The organism is Roseibium sp. QJM3NY_11 (genome assembly GCF_056173175.1).
Window position 1 is genome coordinate 448,104 of sequence record NZ_CM149660.1, and the last position, 18,437, is coordinate 466,540.

Sequence of the window (18,437 nt, forward strand, 5' to 3'; positions counted from 1 at the left end):
CATGACCTTATTGCGATCTACCCTGTTTCAGGTCCTGTTCTATTTGCTCAATCTGGTCGTGATGATCCTGTTTTCCCCGATGCTGCTGCTGCCGCGGAGCTGGAGCTGGTGGGTGATGCCTGCCTGGGCGAAGGTGCTGCTGTTGCTGATGCGGGTCGTTGCCGGTATCCGGATGGAGGTTCGCGGTCGGGAAAACCTGCCCGATGGCGGTTTCATGGCCGCGATGAAGCACCAGTCCGCCTGGGAGACGGTGGCGCTGATCCCGCTTTTTTCGAGCCCGACCTTCATCCTGAAGCGCGAATTGCGCTGGATTCCGATCTTCGGATGGTACACGGCCAAATTCAGGCAGATCCCGGTCAACCGGGGCAAGCGGACGAAAGCGCTGGCCGCGATGGTTGCGTCGGCCAAGCAAGCCATCTCCGAAAAGCGCCAGATCCTGATCTTTCCGGAAGGCACGCGCAGGCCCGCCGGGGCCGAGCCGAAGTATAAATTCGGCGTAGCCCATCTTTACCGGGACCTGAATTGTCCCGTGGCCCCCATCGCCCACAATTCCGGCCTTTACTGGCCGCGGGCTTCCTGGAACGTTTATCCGGGAACCGTGATTGTCGAGATTCTGCCGCCGATTCCGCCGGGACTGGCCACGGACATCTTTCACGCGCGCATGGTCACGGCGATCGAAACCACCAGTGACCGGCTGATCGAGGAGGCCCGTCAGGCGCCAAACCCGTCGCCTGTGCTCAAGCAGGTGGATGCGCGGCGCGCCTCGGGCAGTTCCGCGCAATAAGGATCCCTGTCTGTTCACGCGGAAACTCATGCCGACGCCATCAGGTGGATATAGTTCACCGGCGCGGTGTGCCGCCTTGCGCGTCGGCAGATGTCTTTTCATTTGCCATCCGGCTGGCAACGACAGTCGCCACACGGAGGGAATTGGCCAGAATGGTGTGGGAGGAATTTGTTCCTCCCGATCCGGGCATGAAGCTCGCGTCGACGACGAACACCCCCGGAGCGGCCCGGACTTCGCAGTCCCGCGTCAGGAGACTGGTTCGGGGATCGGTTCCAAGGACCGCGCCACCATGGAGATGCGCGGAGCTGACGTCCGCGCCGCGGACATTGTCGGACAGTCCCAGCAACCTTGCCCCCGGAAGATTTTCCGCCAGCCCGCGCACCTGCCGCTCGACGTATTCAATCAGCGCCTCGTCCTGACCGGTCGGTTTGTAGTGCAGGACCGGCCTGCCTGCCGGGTCCGTCTCGATGACCTTGTTCTCGCTCGGCTCCGACGTTCCCTTGAAGCTCACTTTCAAGGTGACCCTGTCTGGTGAGAGCGTTCCAATCGAGCTGTCCAGCCGGCGCAACCGGCGGAGTTTTTCCGCATGGCGCGCATCGCCTTCGAAGCTGCGTGCATCGTAGAGGGATATCTTGCCGCCCAAATGCGGGTGAAAGTCGCTGGGTGCATAAAGCCGCCTTGAGGATACATTGGCAAAGCGCCCGATCTGCTGGTCGGGAACGCTGTCTCTGGGAATGTCCGTGTCGATGTAGGCGGTGAGCTCGTTTGTCAGCGTGAACTTGCGGCCCAGCAGTGTCCTGTCGATATCCGGGATTGTGGCGAGCAGCGGAACCGTCGAGGTGACCCCGCTGGCCAGGACAATCCGGTTAGAAAAAAAGTCCGACCTGCAGCCGGACCTGTTGATGCATTCAAGGCGATAACCACCGGACGCCGGAATGATTTTCTCAACACTCCGGTCTTCGAAATACGAGACATTGTCCATCGCACGTACCGTCGCTGCCGTGCGGAAAACCCAGTTTTTCATGTGACTGTTCGCAGAGGCCGGATCACGGCCATGCAAGGTCACCGGGTCCACGGGGGCGGAAGACCAGCCGTGTCCACCGAGACAGGTGGCGCCGCAATAAGGGTCCCAACCCTGGGTCCGCAGAAGGTCGAACGTCATCTTTTCGAACGTGGACACCCTGTTGCGCGGCGTTACAAGGCCCGCGTCAGCCGGCGCGTTGCGGCCTCTCAGCAGATGATCGGCACAATAAGGCCGCAGCCGCCGCTCGATGCTATCGTAATAGGGCGTCAGTTCCGGCTGACCGATTGGCCAGAATTCGATCGGCCCGTTCCGGTCTTCCGGCAGTTCAAGGAAGTCCGGCCCCTGGAACCGCGACAGTTGCCCGTACCACAGATTTGCCGCGCCTCCGGGAAGTCCGCAGGTCCACCACTGGTCCTCCTCGCGGTGTTTTCCCTCGCGGGCGAACCTGATGCTGCGCTTTTCGCGCAAGTTTCCCCGGACCCCCCGGTCGAGGATCGCAATCCGGGTCTCCGGAGCCACTGTTGCGAAGTGCTCGATCACAGGCCCTGCGGACATTCCCGCGCCGACGATCAGGATATCAAACTGCATCGATTTCGCTCGGGCCTGACCCGGCGGGTGGAAGCAGGCGGTCCACGGCGACCCAGTCATGGCCGCCGTAGCCGTTGAAATCCGTTGCGGATGCGTTCGAATAAGCGCCCATGCCATGGAACAGCAGATAATCGCCTTCGCGGCAGTCTTCCGGCAACGCGACCGGTTCGGGCAGCTTGTCGACGGAATCGCAGGTCGGTCCGAAGACCCTGAAGAGCCCGGCCGTCCCCTGACGGCGCTCTCCCGCCGGCGTGAGGATCTCGGTGCGCCCGGCAAGACCGACCAGAGGAAACTCGTTCAGCCGGCCATAGATGCCGTCGTTGAGATAGAGCGTGTCCGCCGGCGAGCGGGCCTTGATCCGGGTTGCGAGCGTCACGGCATCGGCGATGAGGGCGCGGCCGGGTTCGCACAGCAGCCGGACCGTGCCCGGATCGAAATGCGCGCGGAATTCGGCGCCGATGATCCGCAGGATGTCACCCAGTCGCGGCTCTTCGGTTGTTCTCCAGCTCGGAAAGCCGCCCCCGACATTGATTTCGGCGGGAACCGTACCGGTGTTTCGAGCGATTGCCGCGGCGATGCCAAGGTGGTCCGCCCAGGCTTTCGGGTCATTGCATTGTGTGCCCACGTGAAAATTCAGGCCGGTTCGATATCCGCGCCTGGACGCTGACTGAAGGAGCCGCCCTGCGTCGGCAATTGTGGCCCCGAACTTCGCGCCGAACCCGTAGGCGGAAGACGGGTTTTCATGCTTGAACCTGACTGAAATCGTTGCCGCTCCAGGTGGCACCAGCGCGAACAGCTTTTCCAGTTCCGAAGGGCGGTCCACCGAAAAGGAAGACACGCCGGCGCGCAAGGCGGTCTCGATCTCGGCCGGGCTTCGAACCGGGTTGTTGTAGTGCAGCACGGCTCCCGGTGCCTTCCTCCTGACCTGCCTGATTTCAGCAGGACTTGCGACATCAAAACTGCAGACGCCGCAATCGAGAGCATGGCCGAGGACATCGGGATGATTGTTGGCCTTGATGGCGTAGGACAGGCCTTCCGCAAATGTTTCCTGAAATAGGGACACCCTCGCGCGCAACACGTCGGCGGCGTAGAACATCACCGGTTCGTCCGGGCGGGCCCGCGCCAGACAGGCGCCGATCGAGGAAAAGCTGCCGGATCGGGCGACCTCAAGGTGATGCAATTTCATGTCCAGCCTCCCCGCAGGATGATTTGGATGATTTGTATGTGGCCAGCCCGCACACCACCCGAGCCAGCCAGTCCGCGAATACTGTGCGGCAGGCCCGTTCGATTGCCGGGCCCAGATCGCGGGCCTCGTCGTGAAGCGTTTGCAGCCGGCCTTCGATATGGGGCAGGTTTTCCAGCATCCAGCCTTCAAAGATCTCGCGGGTTGCCTCGATATGAAACTGGGTCGCCAGAACCCGGTTCCGGAACCCGAAGGCCGCGCACATTCCGCCCGGGCCGAAAGCCAGCGGGGTTGCGCCGGGCGGGCACTCGAAGCCGTATTGGTGCCATTGAAAAACATGAAAGCGGCTGGCCTCCAATGCTTCAAGAGCACCGTCCGGTCCGGCCGGACGAACCGGAAACGGCCCGATTTCCGGTTGTGTCAGTGGCCTGGGCGAAGCGCCGAGCATCATGGCGATCAGTTGCGCTCCAAGGCAGATTGCGAGGACGGGAACGCCCTGCGCGACTGCCTTTTCCAGAAAGCCGATCTCGCGCTGCTGCCAGTGACGGGCGCCGGAAGACCCGGGATGGGCGGTTCCGCCAAGCACGATCAGGAGATCCCAGGTCTCCGCCGGTCGGGGCGGCGTGATCTGAAGCACCGGGTTCCAGTAGCTGCAGACAAAGCGCTGGTCCAGCAGGCCGCCGGTCAGATTGCCGAGCGTGTCGCCGAAATCGTGGATGAGAACCAGAGCCTCGCGCATGTCAGAGTTCGGCTCCCGTTCGCGCGGGTGTGCTCATCATGTGGTAGGCGGCGATACACATGGACGCAAACACGGCGGCCGCGGCACTGAACCGGATCAGGGTGCCGGGTCCGGCGCCATGGTCGATCAGGCTGCCGATACCGATGGCGACGACCGCGCCCGCAGAGGCCGCCGTGAAGCCCCGCAGGACAACCGCCCTGGCGAATTCCAGAGGTTTGAACTCGCCGGACCACAAGTAGACGGCCGCATAGTTCGACATGGCGATGCTGCCGCCGAGACCGAGAAAGAAGCCGATGTGGCCGATGCCGGGCAGCAGGGCCAGGCTGGCAATGCCGGCAGACAGAACCAGAAGATGGCACCAAAGGAACATCGGGCCAGAAATGCGCGGGGCGAGAAACGTGGCAAGGCCGGTGCCCGCTATTTGCGCGAGGGCATAAAGCGTCAGGATGTTGACCGAGTTGATGCCCTCGAACAGGGTCTTGTGAAACAGCAGGGCCGCCGTATCGAGACCGAATGTCACGCAATAGATGGCCGTCAGCAGCAGAAAGCGGGGGTCAAGCAGCAGCTGGAAAGTGTTGGATCCTGCGGATCTGTCCTTGCTGACGGCAGGTGTGCCGAAGCGCATCGCCATCAGGAAGGCCGCGCCCCCGACCACGAACGCGCAAGCCGCCGCGATCGTGAAGAAATTCGCCAGGTCCGAAACGGCCAGCACAAGCACGACAACGGGTGGCACCACAAACAGCGACAGGGGATAGGCGGCCGACATCAGCATTGCGCCAAACCGGCCCAGATCGGTGCGGTTTGCCGAAATCGTCATCTCGGCGGCGTGATACAGCATGTGCCGGGACGACAGTCTCAGCAGCACGAAGGCGATCACAAGTCCCGTCCAGGACACCGATGCGGGCACGAAACCCAGCAGAACGATGCCGGTCAGGATCAGGGAGGCCGTCAGCAGGCGTTCCGGCCGGATCCTGGCGGCATACAGGCCCGCGAACAGATAAAGCGTGGAGGCGGCCAGGCCGCCAATGCTGATTGCCGCCGCGAATTCCGCATTGCCGAGCCTTGTTGCGGCGAGAATGTCCGGTGCCAGGATACCCCAGACAAAGGTTTGTCCGAAGGTTCCCGCTCCAAATACGGACAGCAGCAGCACGAGGCCGGTCGCGAGCGTCCGCGGCCGGACCCGTCCCGTGAGGGGGTGCTCCGCGCTCATGGTTTCAGGGAGGTCATGATGTAGTGAGGCCGCTCGGCTTCGGGAAAGGCGGGCGCATCCACGATGCCGGCCGCCTTCTCAAGGTCGCCTGTCCCCAGCCGCGCCGTTCCGGCACCGGTCAGCACCAGGAGGCTGTGATACCCTTCCAGCTTCGCTCCCGCTATGTCCGATCCGGTCTGGTCGCCGATCGCCAGCACCCTCGCCGGTGCCGGACAGTCGGTCAGGGACCGCACCACCTGGTAGATGGAGGAAGACGGCTTGCCGAAATTCACGAAGCTGCCACCACCCCGGGCATAGGCGGAGACAATGGACTCCAGTCCGTTGACCAGGCCCTTGACGGAGACCGAGTGCAGATCCGCACTCGGGCAGATGAGTGGCAATCCGCGCCTGATCGCGTCCGGTATCCAGTGTTCGTGATCCGCGCTTCCTTCTCCGGGCGGGACGCTGAGCAGCAGGACATAGTCCGCTTCGGCGATGTCCGGGGCGCAGGCAAGACCGCTTTCCTCAACGATGGCGATGTCCCTGCCGTCGGCCAGGACAAAGGCGCTGGGAGAAGAGCCCGCGAAGCCGTGCCAGACCGAGGCCGGATTGCGGACGAGCGCTTCGATGAGATAATGCGCCGAACTGACAATGTGGTCGTAGCAGTCGGACCCGATGCCGAATTGCCGTTCGAGCCGGTCGGCGTTCACCAGGTTGGATTTGCTGGAATTGGTCAGGATCAGCGTGGTCTTGCCAGCTTGCTTGATTTCGCGCAAGGCCTCGTGCGCACCCGGATAAACCGTGCGGCCTTCATGGAGAACGCCCCATTGATCGATGAGAAACACATCGTAGTCCGGAAGCACATCCAGAATGGATGTCAGTGCCGTTACAGAGTCAGAATTCAAGAAATCCACCCTCCTGGAGGTATCTGCGGTAGTCGGCTTGGAAACCGAAATAAGAGCAGCCGGGCACATCGTTGAGGCACATGAAGCCCCCCATGCGGATGCGCCAGAACCGTTTGAAGACGTTGATGATCTTCATGGCCTCATCCGGTGAGGCGGAAATCCTGCGGGTCGCGAGATAGTGCGAGAGAAATTCGGTCCCCGCGCCTTTATGCCGGATCAGATTGAGGTCCAGGATCTGCACAAGGTCATAGCCGGGCGACCGGAAGCGGGCCGCCTCCCAATCGATCAGGTTCGGTTCGCCGGTGCTGTCGATGATGATGTTGCGAGCATGGAAATCCCCGTGAACCAGTGCCGGCGCGACCAGGTCGGGTGGCGCTTCGCGGAGGCGGGCGAGCCATTCCGGAATACGAGATCTCAGGTTTTCCGCGGATGCCGGGTAAAGCCCGGCAAGGGTGGCTGCTTCGGCTTCGAACAGGGATTGCCAGAACGCTCCGGTTTCCTCCGGTCCATGGGTTGTCGCGGACAAGGTCCCGTAGCCGGGCGCGGCGATCTCGTGAACATGGCCGATCGCGATGGCAAGCGCGCGCAGCAGCTTTGAAGACGGACGGTCGTCCAGCAGGTCGTCCAGACGGGTGCCGTCAATGAAGCCGAATACGGCAAGAGGGTTTATTGAAAGCGTGCCGCTTTCGTCGGCGCCCAGAAACGCGGGCACCCTTGGCCGGTCTCGGGAAAGCAGCGGATAGGCCAGCCGTTCCGCGGCGAAATACTGTCCGTATTCAGGATCGGTAAAGTGGCGCTCCCGGACAACGATGTCGCAGGGCGGGTCACTCAATTGCGCCCGATACACATGGTTCAACATGCCACTGGCGAGGGGCCGGATAGCCGAAACGCTTGCCGAGCGGTACTGCGGTTCCATCGCACCCTGGACCTGGCGGGCGCTGATCATTGCGCCACTTTCCACCTGGTGAGGTTGCCCGACACTTCTTCGGCCGTCGTCAGGATCGGCTCCGCATCGACGGTCTTCAGCCAGACAAGGTCGTTTTCGAGCGGATGGGTCCCGGTGAGGTCCGTGTCGAGTGGATCGCCAAGGGCGAGTTTGACGAACTGGGCCGGGAAATTGAGGCCTGCGCGGGCGAGAAAGTAGATCGACGTGTAGAAGCGGGACGCCTGGATCTCCGTTGGGTTGGGCACGTCGTCGTTGTCATAGGTCAGGTCGACCGCGACGACCCCGTTGGGCACATGGGCGGCCGCCTCGATGGTGGCGAGCGCGACCTCGTGGATCTTCGGGTCGTCCGTGGTGGCCTGCGCGGCAGTGATGCCGCTTACGCCCGACGGGCTGAGATGGGCATATTCCCAGTGCAGACGCTTGCGCGCCTGGCATGTGACCAGCCTGCCCGCGTCCCACAGTCCGATCCAGGTGGCCATCTTCCGGCCGAGCCGTTGCGAGGCGCTGAACCGGTTCCAGCCGGAATTCCGTTCGACCCAGGCGCAGGCCAGCACGGGATCGGACGTTGGCAGAGAGCCAGAACCGCCGCTGCCGTGGGTTGCCCTGATCCAGATTTCGCCGAAGTCCGCGATCGCCCTGTCCACATCGGCAGGCTCACGGAGCATGATGGTCTCGGGAACGGTGATGCCGGCCTCACGGCAGGCAAGATAGGTCTCGAACTTGTTTTCGTAGGACGTGACCGCCGCGGGCGGAGGCATGAAAACACGCGCATTGATCCGATCCCGGTTTTCAGAGACGAAGATCAGTTCGGCGTTGGTATCGGCGGCATAGAGCAGATCGGGCTCGACTTCCTCGATCAGCCGGTTCAGGGCCGCAAGATAATTTTCGTCGCCGGGCGGGGGCAGCAGATGCCGGCTGTCGGCACAGGCCAGATGCAGGCGATAGATGTCGGTGTCCGCTCCATGGATCTGGAAACGGTCCGGTTGCAGGGCCAGAGACTTGCAGAAATTGATGCCGGCAGGATCGCCTGCGCTCAGGACCAATATTTTTCTTTTCATGATTTTGCACCGTCCATATTCGGGAGCCCGACAGGATCGGACCCGGTCACCACGGGTTCAAACTGCCGTATCGATCGGCTCCAGGCCGAAGGCGACCGAACGCTCGACACAGGCGGCCGCCAGATCCGTATCCTGGCCCGACGGGCCCGATTTCCAGGGGGCCGGTGCTTCCTTGAGACAAGGATTGACGAAGAACATCATGGACGCACGGTTCTGTTGCGCGTTGGTGTTGCGCACCCGGTGCCACAAGGCCGGAATCTCTCCTCCCGTCATGATGGAAAGCAGGCTTCCCGGCATGAGCAGGATCTCGTCCCTTTCCAGAACAACCGGTTCAAACCGGTCGTCCGGCCTGATTTCCAGGCCCGGCTCGAGTGCCTTGACCACGGTCAAAAGGTGCCCGTCCTCGTGATGGTCCTGCAGAAAATCGCGGGTTTCCGCCGAGGGGCGGTAATAATTGACCTGCAGATACGAGGCGTCTCCAACTTCCAGCACCGCCCCGTCCGGATTGATCTCCTGGCGAAGGGCCTCGAACAGTGCGTTTATCGTCGGCTGGTAGACTTTCGAAACGTCCAGCAGAGATTTGAAAAGCACATTTCCGGTTGCCCAGCCACGGGCCTGTGTCGAAGGGATATTGCCCAAGACGACCCCATAGGCCTCGTTCAGATCCGGCCTGTCTTCGGAGATTGAGAATTCCGCGCCGATTTCGCGATAGCCTTCAACATCGCTCTTGAACCTGAAGGCGGCTTTCTCGGCCTTGTCCTGGTTGAAGAACCGGTCGGCCGAGCCGAAGGCCGAAAGGAGGGTATCAACGTCTTCGGCGTTCAGTCTGATCTTGGCGTGACCCTTGCTGATGAGCTCCCGGGCGATTCGTTGCATAGTTAGCCTCCTCACAAATTTTGGAGGGATTTGCTACCTATAGTACGTAACAGTTTTATGACGCATCTTTTGAGGGTGTCGCCGGGTGTGACGGTCGGATGGGCCGGCCGCCTCTGCCCGGGATCAGTCCGGAGTGTCCGAAATCCTAGGTTTTCAGCCGGTCCGAGAGCCAGGACAGACCGGTGTCGCGGATGTCCATGTCTTCGAGATGGGCTGCGGTGTTGATGACATATTCCGGGTTTTCGCCCGACTGGCCGACCGCGCCCTGAACGATTTCGAGCTGTTTTTCCAGGGGCAGCGCCCCGGCATATTGCGCATGGCCGTGGTCGACCATATAGACCAGCGCCTCGATCTTGCCGCCGTCATCCAGTTCGATGTGATGATGGTGTTCGCGGTAGACCATCGTGGTCTGTTCCCGGGCGCGCAGGTAATCCAGCGTCTGCGGCCATGTCTCCTCGGCGACCTGATAGGCGATGCCGCGGCAGGCGCCGCCATTGTCCAGACCGAAGACAAGTCCGGGCCGTTCCCGGGTGCCGCGGTGTACCCAGGAATAGACGCAGAGAGACCGGTGGGCGCCGGTGAGCAGCGCTCGTTCGGACCGCAGGAAGGCAAATCCCGGGTTCCACATCAGGGAGCCGTAGCCAAAGACCCAAAAATCGCTCATATCGACCTGTATTCTGTTGCAGAGCCTTTTTAAGAAACACGGGAACAGGTGCCCCGCTTGGATCAAATGGTTCCGTGTTTCTTGAAAGTGCTTTGGCAAGTGCGGAGATACCAAGCCGCGCCCGCCAATTCAATGCCGCTTCGGTGCTGCGGTTTCGCGCCGGACACGGTAGACAGGGTCCCTGTGGCCCCCGGAGAGGAAGTTCAATCTCGTGACGGATACCGAAATCAAGGCGCCGACGCTCCCGAAATCGCCGAAGCGTTCCAGGCGCGGCTATATTCTGCTGCTCGTCGCGGTTGTCGTGGTGGTCGCGGGATGGTCGGCGGCCTGGGCCTACGGCCGGTCCGTGCTGGCCGGACAACTGGACCTGCAGCTTGACCGCATGGCCGGTCAGGGCCTGGAGCTTGCCTGTGCCGATCTGTCCATCGCCGGCTATCCGTTCCGCTACGAGGTCGCCTGCCGGGAGATGCGCACGGAGGACCGGTCCGGAGCGACCGGGTCGCTCGGCGGGCTGGACGCCGTGGCGCTGATCTACAATCCCCGGCATGCGATTTTCGAGGCACACTCCCCGGCGTCCCTGGCGGTGCCGCTCTCAGGCCTGGCCGGAGAGATCACATGGGACACTGCCCGCGCCAGCATGAAATTTGGACAGAATTCTCTCGGAGCCCTCGATGCGGTGATCGACAAGCCTGAGATCACCCTTGCGGGCGACGTGCCGGACGGGCTGGTTTCGGCGGACAAAGCGGAAGTGCATGTGCGCGAAGCGCCGGGAACGGCAGGCATACTGGAAGGATTCGTGACCGTCGACAGTCTCAGTCTGGCTGCCCTGCCGGAGTTGAGTCAGGCGATCATGCTGCGCGGTCATGCCCGAATCGACGGCGGCATGGGTCTCCTCGGGGGGGCGGACCTCATCTCGCTGGTGCGGGCCAGTGGCGACGGCCTGCCGATAGACCTGGTTCTGGGGGAAGCCGTGCTCGGCACGGGCCGGGCAACCGCGCGCGGCGATCTGGTTCTTGCGGGCGACGGCACGATATCCGGCGCACTCGACCTGACACTCGGCAATGCGGGCGCGCTGGTGCGGGCCCTGAAGCCGTTGTTTCCCGCGCAAGACCGGACTTACCCGCTGCTTGAGGGCGTGGTGAACAGTCTGGAACCGGCGGCAACGGAGATTGACGGTGTCCGGTCCATCACGATTCCGGTCACAATCACCAACGGGCTGATCCAGCTTGGCCTACTGCCCGTCGGCCGGATCCCGCCGCTGTTTCAGGCGGGCACCTAGGATAGAGAACGCCAGCAGAAGTGCCTGTTTCGCTCAGTCGCCGGCGATCCGGTCGATCGGGATGACGTAGCTCTTGCGGTGGTCGGGTTCGGCGATCTTTTCGTATAGAGCGACGGCCGGGGCATTCTTGCCCGGAACGAGCCAGCGCAGGTGCAGCCAGCCGCGCGTCTGCCCCTCTGAAACCAGGGTTTCGATCATCCGGCGGCCGATGCCCTTGTTGCGGTGATCGGGATGCACGTAGATATCGTCGAGCTGGCCGATCCGGAGGCCGGTGATGAGTTCCGGCAGGTCGAAGAACACCGCGAAACCGACCAGTTCGCCGCTGTCCAGCGTACCGATCACTTCGGCGCTCTTGTCGCCCAGAATCCGTTCTGCGTAGTATTCGTCGGGGCGCCGGGGCGCGCCGCGTTTCAGCGCCTGAGCGTTTTCGGCAATGAGTGGCGCAAGCTGATGGGCATCGTCCGGCCCGAGAGCCCTGATCTGCGGTGTCGTCATGTAGTCCCCGGAAAAGAAAATCGACTTAGGTGAGGCACACAATGTCCCGAAAACCGATCCGGGATCAAGGACCTCGATCAAATATGCTTTGCGGCGGGTTTGCCGGGGCAGATCCGGCAACGCTCTTTCGCGGGCCTCCGATTCATGCCATGAGCGTGACAACCGAAACGACGGAAAGACGGCATGGCGAACGCGGACAGGCTCAAGGCGACACTCATCGGAATGAGCGCGGTGCTGATGTGGGCAACACTTGGTCTGTTCGGCGCGGGGTCCGGCCAGGTGCCGCCGTTCCTGCTGAACACGCTCTGTTTCGGCTTTTCCGGTGTGATCGCCCTGGTGTGGCTGGTGGTGACGGGCAGGACACGCTTGCTGCGCCAGCCCATCGGCGTCTGGGCCTTCGGCACCTTCGGCCTGTTCGGCTTCCATTTCTTCTATTTCACCGCGATCCGCAACGCGCCGCCGGTCGAGGCGAACCTCATCAACTACACCTGGCCACTGCTGATTGTCTTGTTTTCCGCGCTTCTGCCGGGCGAACACCTGCGGCTGCACCATGTCATCGGCGCGGTCCTGGGTCTTGCCGGCGCGATCTTGCTGATCACCGGCGGTGAGGGCGTGCAGTTTTCCGGGGGATCGATGCTCGGCTACGGCGCGGCGGTGGCGTCCTGCCTGTTCTGGTCGAGCTATTCGGTGCTGTCGCGCCGGCTCGGCTCCGTGCCGACGGAGGCCGTTGCCGGCTTTTGCCTGATGACGGCGCTTCTCTCCGGCCTGTGTCATCTGGCGCTTGAGGAAACCGTCTGGCCGGCGGTGCCGCTGGAATGGGCGTCCGTTCTGGCCCTGGCCGCCTTCCCCGTCGGACTTGCCTTCTTCACCTGGGACATCGGCGTGAAACGCGGCGACATCCAGGTGCTGGGTGCCGCCGCCTATTCCGCGCCGCTGCTGTCGACCCTGCTCCTGATCGCCTTCGGGTTCGGTCCGCTGACGATGGCCGTCGGCATCGCCTGTGTGGCGATCACGCTTGGCGCCGTCATCGCGGCCAAGGACATGATTTTCAGGTCAGCCTCGAAAGGGGGACCGGCGACGCCGTCAGATGGGTCATGATCACCACTCTCTGGCATGACAGGCTGTTCCCCCCTTCGGCGAATGGTATTACTGGCCCGATCCACTAGGTTATTCCGAATTCCGCGTTCCCTTTGATCAGAGACCAACCGATGACCACTTCGTTCAAACCCCGCCGCTCCGCCCTCTACATGCCCGGCTCGAATGCGCGGGCGCTGGAAAAGGCCAAAACCCTGGATGTGGACTGTCTGTTGCTCGACCTGGAGGATGCGGTCACACCGGACGCCAAGGACCTCGCCCGCAGCCAGATCGTCGCGGCTGTTTCCGAAGGCGGCTATGGTGAGCGCGAGGTTGTCATTCGGGTCAATGCTCAGGAGACCCCCTGGGGCGACGATGATCTCGCGGCCGCGGTTAAGGCCAACCCGGACGCGATCCTGGTGCCGAAAGTCAACGCGCCCGCCGACCTGCAGATGATCGCCCACAAGCTTTCGGTCCTGGGTGCGTCCAGCGATCTGAAACTCTGGGCGATGATGGAAACGCCGCAGGCGATGCTCAATGCCGGCGCGATCGGCGCCTGCGGCCGGGACGGGCAGGTGCGGCTGTCCTGCTTCGTCATGGGCACCAATGATCTGGCCAAGGAAACCCGCGCGCGCCTGTCGCCCGGACGGGCGGCGATGACGCCATGGCTGATGACCTGCGTCGCCGCGGCGCGGGCCGGCGGCATCGACATTCTCGACGGGGTCTACAACGCCTTTCAGGACGCGGAGGGTTTTGCCGCGGAATGCGCGCAAGGCGTGGACATGGGCATGGACGGCAAGACGCTGATCCACCCGAAACAGATCGGGCCCTGCCATGACGCCTTCAGCCCGTCGGAGGACGAGATCGCCTGGGCCCGCAGGATCAACGAGGTGTTCGCGCAGCCGGAAAATGCCTCCAAAGGCGCGATCCAGGTGGACGGCAAGATGGTCGAGCGGCTACATGCGGAGATGGGCCGGCGGGTGATCGCCATCGCCGATGCCATCGCCGCCCGTGCCTGACCGCAAGCACGTATCCTGACAGCAACGAGAGACTCTTCATGAAACTGTACCGCTTCATCACCGGCGTCGACGACAGCGAATTCTGCCACCGGGTCACCCAGGCGCTCAACAAGGGCTGGTCGCTGTCCGGCTCTCCGTCGCTGACCTTCGATGCCGCCCGCGGCGCGACCATCTGCGGCCAGGCCGTCACCAAGGACGCCCCGGGAGACTACTCACCGGACATGAAGATCGGCGACTATTGAGGGTCAGGCGCCCCCGGCCGTGACAGTCGAGGGCTCCGGGCACGCCCAAGGCACGCTCTTGCCGGCGACTGCCGGGTTTCAGCCTCGACGGCACCCGAATGGCCTTACCGCATCAGCAGGATCGGGACCTTGCAGGTGCGGATCATCTCGGAGGTGGTCGACCCGATGATGAGATGACGGATGCGGGAATGGCCGTAGGCGCCCATGACGACCAGGTCGTAATTCCCGTCTTCCACAAGCTTGCCGAGGGCGGCATCGGCCTTGCCGGTCTGAACGAGGATCTGCGCATCGAAGCCGCCGGCGGCCAGGGTCGCCCGGGCGTCTTCGAGGGATTTGCGGATGTCGGTGGTATCGCTGCCCGCGAAGGCGAGCGTGACGGGCAGGCCTGCCAGAAGCGGGTTCCGGGCGAGGTAGTCGACCGCCTTCATGGAGGACTGGCCGCCGTCGAAGGCGATCAGGACACTGGTGACCGGCTTGAATTCGCGGTTGGCGACAAAGACCGGCTTGCTGCTTGAGCGGATGACCCGTTCCAGGTTGGAGCCCAGATGAAGCTTGGCGAAATCCGCCGCCTCCCCGCGCTTGCCGATCACGATCATGTCGCCGGTGTCTTCCTTGGCAAGGACCGTCTCGACCAGATCGCCCTGCCGCAGCCGTGTTTCGACGGTGACACCATCGGCTTCGATAATCGCCTGGGCATCTTCCAGGATCGCGCGGCCCCTGGCCTGGGTGAGCTTGGCGCGCCGTGCGTCGAGTTCGCTCAGCTCGTCCAGAATGTGCGTCCGGGCGCCGAGCTCGATTGCTCCGCTGAGATCCTGCCTGTCGGCACCTTCCCGGCGTCCGAGCACGTGATAGATCTTGATCGTGCTCTTCGTCCGCTTCGCGATCCAGGCTGCGTAGTGGCAGACGCTTTCGGAGTATTTCGAACCGTCCACCAGGGCGATCAGCGTTCCCTTGGTCATGTGTGCCTCCCTAAACCCTAATGCCCCAGCAGTTTTTCCATGGCGCCCGGCTTGTCGTGAATTGCAAGCCTGTCGACGATGGTTTCCGTTGCCTCGTTCATGCCGACGATGTCGACCTCGGCGCCTTCCCTTCGGAACTTGACCACCGCCATGTCGAGGGCGGCAACGGAGGAAATGTCCCAGATATGGGCGCGGCTGACGTCGAGCGTCACCTTTTCGGCCGCTTCCTTGAAGTCGAGGGCCTTCATGAAGTCCTCGGAGGAAGCGAAGAACAGCTGGCCCTCGACCTTGTAGGTCCGGTGCCGCCCGTCCGGGCTGATGGTCGTTGTCACGCGGAAGATCTGCGAGATCTTCCAGGCGAAGAACAGGCCGGACAGCAGCACGCCGACAAGCACGCCGATGGCAAGGTTGTGGGTGTAGACCACGAAGAAGACCGTCGCCAGCATGACGATGGAGGACGAACGGGGATGTTCCCTGATGTTCCTGATCGAACTCCAGGAAAATGTTCCGATCGACACCATGATCATGATCGACACCAGGGCCGCCATTGGAATCTGGCCGACGAGATCGCCCAGAACCACCACCATGAACAGGAGAAACACACCGGCGGCAAAGCAGGACAGGCGCCCGCGTCCGCCGGATTTCACGTTGATCATCGACTGGCCGATCATGGCGCAGCCGGCCATGCCGCCGATGAAGCCGGTCGCGGTGTTGGCGATGCCCTGGCCGATGCATTCCTGGTTGCGGTCGGAGGATGTGTCGGTGAGATCGTCGACGATCTGCTGGGTCATCAGGCTTTCCAGCAGGCCGACGACGGCTACGGCAAGCGAATAGGGGAAGATGATCTGCAGCGTCTCGAAGGTCAGCGGGATGTCCGGGATCAGGAAGATGGGCAGCGTGTTCGGCAGCTCACCCATGTCACCGACGGTGCGCACGTCCCAGCCGAAGGTGATCGTGAGGACAGTCAGCACGAGGATCGTGACCAGCGGTGAGGGAATGACCCTGGTCACACGCGGGAACAGATAGATGATCGCGAGGCCCGCGGCGACAAGCGCGAAGGTCAGCAGCGGAACGCGCGAGGGATCGAGTTCCGGCAATTGCGCCATGAAGATCAGGATGGCGAGCGCGTTGACGAAACCGGTCATGACGGAGCGGGAGACGAAGCGCATCACGTAGCCGAGCTTCAACAGGCCCGCGCCGATCTGCAACAGGCCGGCGAGCACGGTGGTCGCGAGCAGATATTGCAGCCCGTAATCCTTGACCAGCGTGACCATGAGCACCGCCGTTGCGGCGGTTGCGGCCGAGATCATGCCCGGACGACCCCCGGTGATCGCGACCAGCACAGCTATGGAAAAGGACGCGTAGAGACCGATCTTCGGGTCGACACCGGCAATGATGGAAAACGCGATTGCTTCCGGGATCAGGGCGAGCGCAACCACGAGACCCGACAGCAGGTCGGCCCGGATGTTGCCCGTCCACTGGTTCTTGTATTGAGTGAAGGAAATCATATACAGCCCAAAGTTCTGTCTGCCGAAGCGGTTGGCGCTGCGGTGTGCCAGATCATTCGTATCGGGTTGTCCGGCGGATCGGCGGCCGGAAGAGCCACCCGGGAATCGCACCCGGGTCCTTGTGGTCCGGCATTCATACCGCGCTGCAACCGGGAAGCCAAGTCCCGGCAGGTGGTGGTTGCCGTTTTATCATGTGGCACGCGCCGGACCGTGTCATGCCGTGAACAGGGCGCTGAACACCTTTTCGTAGACTTCTTTCACCAGCGTGGATTCCGCTTCGCCCTGCCGGGACAGTCTGCCCAGCCCCGGTGCGGCGTTGACCTCCAGGACGATCGCGGCCGTGCCGGGGACCGGCCGTTCCGGCAGGATCAGATCCACTGCGGCGTAGCGCAGAGCCAGAGTCCGGGCGGCATGACGGGCGAGAGCTGCAATGCCTGCGGACAGGGGGCCGGTGACGATGCGGGCTGTGCCGCCTGCCGACAGGTTGGCGACGGGCAGCACGGTCACCGTCTGGCCGTCCGCCGGGACGGTTTCCAGCATCAGGCCTTGCTGGGACAGGTTGAAATCGATCCGACCGTCGGTGGCGTCGACAAGCGGGTCGGCGTCGATGAGTTCGGCGAGGCTGCGCGCGCCGTCTCCGGTCACCTTTGGCGGGTGGCGTTCGATGGCGCACAGGATGCCGCCGTCAAGCACCAGAATGCGCACTTCCTGGCCCAGGATCTCCTCCTGAACAAGGAGGTGCTGGTGGCGTTTGGCGAGGATTTGCAGGCCGTTCTGGAGGGTGTGGTAGGTGTCCACCCGCATCACGTCCAGGCCTTCGCGGCCGCAATTGGGCTTGATGAACAGGGGAAAGCCCCGGTCTTCCGCGAAATCCAGGACCTCTTCGGGCGGGCGCTTGCCGTCCCGGATGTCATCGGCTGGAACAAAATGGCCGGCGGGGACGGCGATCCCGGCTGCTTTCAGAAACGAGGCGGCATAGGCCTTGTCACCGGCGATTTCAGACGCGCCGAGCGAATTGAGATCGAAGCGGGTGCCCTTGAAGAACCAGCGTTTGCCGGCCGGGCTCTCGACCAGGCCCGCATGGCCGTGCGCGTCTCCGGCGGTCAGCCGCAGATCGTTGCGGGCGCAGAACGCTTCCAGCAGTTCGAAGACGGCGGCGCGGGATCCGGACGTCTCTGCCGCGCTCACGGCCGGTCCGCCGGACCGGCCGTCAATTCTTGCCCTGGCGAGCATTGGCCAGGTAGTCGATCTTGAAGAGGTCCGGATTGGTCGGGCCGTTGGAGACGACGTTATAGACCGCCACGGAGGTGTCGTAGCCCTGCTGGTCGGTCACGGTCCACTGCTTCAGGGCGTAGTCCTTGGCATCGAAGATCAGGGTCAGTGTGCCGGAGTTGAACTTGGTCTTGTCGAAGATGGTCACCGTGACAAGGTCCTCTTCCACCAGCACATTGGTCACGTTGGTGTCCTTCTGCAGGTCGATGTCGTCGGACAGGAGAAAGCGCAACGGGGTCTGTCCCAGCGGCCAGATGTCCTGGGTGTTGAGTTTGCGGTCCTTGACCGAGACCGAGGTGCCGTCAGCGACAATGTCGAGAACGGACGGCTTGGCATAGTAGAACCGGACCTTGCCGGGACGCGCCATGTAGAACTTGCCGTCCGACTGGCTGCCGTCTGGACCGAACTGGATGAAGTCTCCGTGCATGGTCTTCACCGAGTTGAAATAGACATTGAGGTCCTGAAGGGTCTTCTGCTCGTGCTCGGTCAGGGCCATGGCCGGCACAAGCGCCGACAGGGCAAGGCCCGCGGCCAGACCTGTCGCCGCGAAAGACTTGAACAGACGGTGAGCGAGGCGTTTCAGCATGATGCAGGATCCTGGGTCTTTGTCTTCGGAACACGTTTCCTAGAGCT

General features: G+C 62.9%; 19 protein-coding genes and 1 other annotated feature. Of the genes, 5 read left to right on the forward strand and 14 right to left on the reverse strand.

What is annotated here, in order from left to right; genetic code table 11:
- The first annotated feature begins 1 nt into the window (after nt 1).
- Nucleotides 2-784, forward strand: a complete 783-nt coding sequence (locus AC0VX3_RS02045; RefSeq protein ID WP_475523319.1) for a lysophospholipid acyltransferase family protein — start codon at nt 2-4, stop codon at nt 782-784.
- Between the two features lie 55 nt (nt 785-839).
- On the opposite strand, the gene AC0VX3_RS02050 is transcribed toward AC0VX3_RS02045, so the two are convergent.
- The 9 genes from AC0VX3_RS02050 to AC0VX3_RS02090 all read right to left on the reverse strand — a co-directional run bounded on the left by AC0VX3_RS02050 (nt 840) and on the right by AC0VX3_RS02090 (nt 9,956).
- Nucleotides 840-2,396, reverse strand: coding sequence for a GMC oxidoreductase (locus AC0VX3_RS02050; protein ID WP_475523320.1), 1,557 nt, complete (start codon nt 2,394-2,396; stop codon nt 840-842).
- Complete coding sequence (locus tag AC0VX3_RS02055) at nt 2,386-3,582, reverse strand: type III PLP-dependent enzyme domain-containing protein (RefSeq protein ID WP_475523321.1); 1,197 nt, start codon at nt 3,580-3,582, stop codon at nt 2,386-2,388. The genes AC0VX3_RS02050 and AC0VX3_RS02055 overlap by 11 nt, the downstream gene beginning before the upstream one ends.
- Nucleotides 3,563-4,318, reverse strand: coding sequence for a type 1 glutamine amidotransferase (locus AC0VX3_RS02060; RefSeq protein WP_475523322.1), 756 nt, complete (start codon nt 4,316-4,318; stop codon nt 3,563-3,565). Before AC0VX3_RS02060 ends, AC0VX3_RS02055 begins: the two co-directional genes overlap by 20 nt.
- Before the next feature lies 1 nt (nt 4,319).
- Entirely contained in the window at nt 4,320-5,528 is a 1,209-nt protein-coding gene (locus AC0VX3_RS02065; protein WP_475523323.1) for a hypothetical protein, read from the reverse strand.
- Complete coding sequence (locus AC0VX3_RS02070; RefSeq protein WP_475523324.1) at nt 5,525-6,412, reverse strand: TIGR01459 family HAD-type hydrolase; 888 nt, start codon at nt 6,410-6,412, stop codon at nt 5,525-5,527. Before AC0VX3_RS02070 ends, AC0VX3_RS02065 begins: the two co-directional genes overlap by 4 nt.
- A complete protein-coding gene (locus AC0VX3_RS02075) occupies nt 6,402-7,358 on the reverse strand; it encodes a phosphotransferase family protein (protein ID WP_475523325.1) in 957 nt (318 codons plus the stop codon). Before AC0VX3_RS02075 ends, AC0VX3_RS02070 begins: the two co-directional genes overlap by 11 nt.
- Nucleotides 7,355-8,416 carry a hypothetical protein gene (locus AC0VX3_RS02080; RefSeq protein WP_475523326.1) on the reverse strand — a complete coding sequence of 354 codons (1,062 nt, stop codon included), beginning with the start codon at nt 8,414-8,416 and terminating at the stop codon, nt 7,355-7,357. Before AC0VX3_RS02080 ends, AC0VX3_RS02075 begins: the two co-directional genes overlap by 4 nt.
- A gap of 57 nt (nt 8,417-8,473) precedes the next feature.
- On the reverse strand, nt 8,474-9,292 hold the full coding sequence (locus AC0VX3_RS02085; protein WP_475523327.1) for a 2OG-Fe(II) oxygenase family protein: 819 nt from the start codon (nt 9,290-9,292) through the stop codon (nt 8,474-8,476).
- A gap of 145 nt (nt 9,293-9,437) precedes the next feature.
- On the reverse strand, nt 9,438-9,956 hold the full coding sequence (locus AC0VX3_RS02090) for a gamma-glutamylcyclotransferase (protein WP_475523328.1): 519 nt from the start codon (nt 9,954-9,956) through the stop codon (nt 9,438-9,440).
- A gap of 211 nt (nt 9,957-10,167) precedes the next feature.
- Between AC0VX3_RS02090 and AC0VX3_RS02095 the strand changes: the two genes are divergently transcribed.
- Entirely contained in the window at nt 10,168-11,235 is a 1,068-nt protein-coding gene (locus AC0VX3_RS02095) for a DUF2125 domain-containing protein (RefSeq protein WP_475523329.1), read from the forward strand.
- A 33-nt stretch (nt 11,236-11,268) separates the two neighbouring features.
- On the opposite strand, the gene AC0VX3_RS02100 is transcribed toward AC0VX3_RS02095, so the two are convergent.
- A complete protein-coding gene (locus AC0VX3_RS02100) occupies nt 11,269-11,730 on the reverse strand; it encodes an N-acetyltransferase family protein (protein ID WP_475523330.1) in 462 nt (153 codons plus the stop codon).
- Between the two features lie 183 nt (nt 11,731-11,913).
- On the opposite strand from AC0VX3_RS02100, the gene yddG reads away from it, so the two are divergent.
- The 3 genes from yddG to AC0VX3_RS02115 all read left to right on the forward strand — a co-directional run bounded on the left by yddG (nt 11,914) and on the right by AC0VX3_RS02115 (nt 14,065).
- Entirely contained in the window at nt 11,914-12,828 is a 915-nt protein-coding gene (gene yddG / locus AC0VX3_RS02105) for an aromatic amino acid exporter YddG (RefSeq protein ID WP_475523331.1), read from the forward strand.
- Between the two features lie 110 nt (nt 12,829-12,938).
- Nucleotides 12,939-13,823, forward strand: coding sequence for an HpcH/HpaI aldolase/citrate lyase family protein (locus tag AC0VX3_RS02110; protein ID WP_475523332.1), 885 nt, complete (start codon nt 12,939-12,941; stop codon nt 13,821-13,823).
- Between the two features lie 38 nt (nt 13,824-13,861).
- Nucleotides 13,862-14,065, forward strand: coding sequence for a DUF1737 domain-containing protein (locus tag AC0VX3_RS02115; RefSeq protein ID WP_475523333.1), 204 nt, complete (start codon nt 13,862-13,864; stop codon nt 14,063-14,065).
- A 104-nt stretch (nt 14,066-14,169) separates the two neighbouring features.
- Here AC0VX3_RS02115 and AC0VX3_RS02120 read toward each other — a convergent pair whose 3' ends face one another.
- The 4 genes from AC0VX3_RS02120 to AC0VX3_RS02135 form a co-directional block, all read right to left on the reverse strand.
- Nucleotides 14,170-15,024, reverse strand: a complete 855-nt coding sequence (locus AC0VX3_RS02120) for a universal stress protein (protein WP_475523334.1) — start codon at nt 15,022-15,024, stop codon at nt 14,170-14,172.
- Between the two features lie 17 nt (nt 15,025-15,041).
- Nucleotides 15,042-16,532 carry a SulP family inorganic anion transporter gene (locus tag AC0VX3_RS02125; protein WP_475523335.1) on the reverse strand — a complete coding sequence of 497 codons (1,491 nt, stop codon included), beginning with the start codon at nt 16,530-16,532 and terminating at the stop codon, nt 15,042-15,044.
- Between the two features lie 64 nt (nt 16,533-16,596).
- Nucleotides 16,597-16,654: a sequence feature (sul1 is cis-regulatory element that is thought to sense ions involved in sulfur or methionine metabolism; They are found in Alphaproteobacteria), on the reverse strand.
- A 91-nt stretch (nt 16,655-16,745) separates the two neighbouring features.
- A complete protein-coding gene (locus tag AC0VX3_RS02130; protein ID WP_475523336.1) occupies nt 16,746-17,720 on the reverse strand; it encodes an ATP-dependent carboxylate-amine ligase in 975 nt (324 codons plus the stop codon).
- A 22-nt stretch (nt 17,721-17,742) separates the two neighbouring features.
- Nucleotides 17,743-18,390: an outer-membrane lipoprotein carrier protein LolA gene (locus tag AC0VX3_RS02135; protein WP_475523337.1), complete on the reverse strand. Its 648-nt coding sequence runs from the start codon at nt 18,388-18,390 to the stop codon at nt 17,743-17,745.
- Between the last annotated feature and the right edge of the window lie 47 nt (nt 18,391-18,437).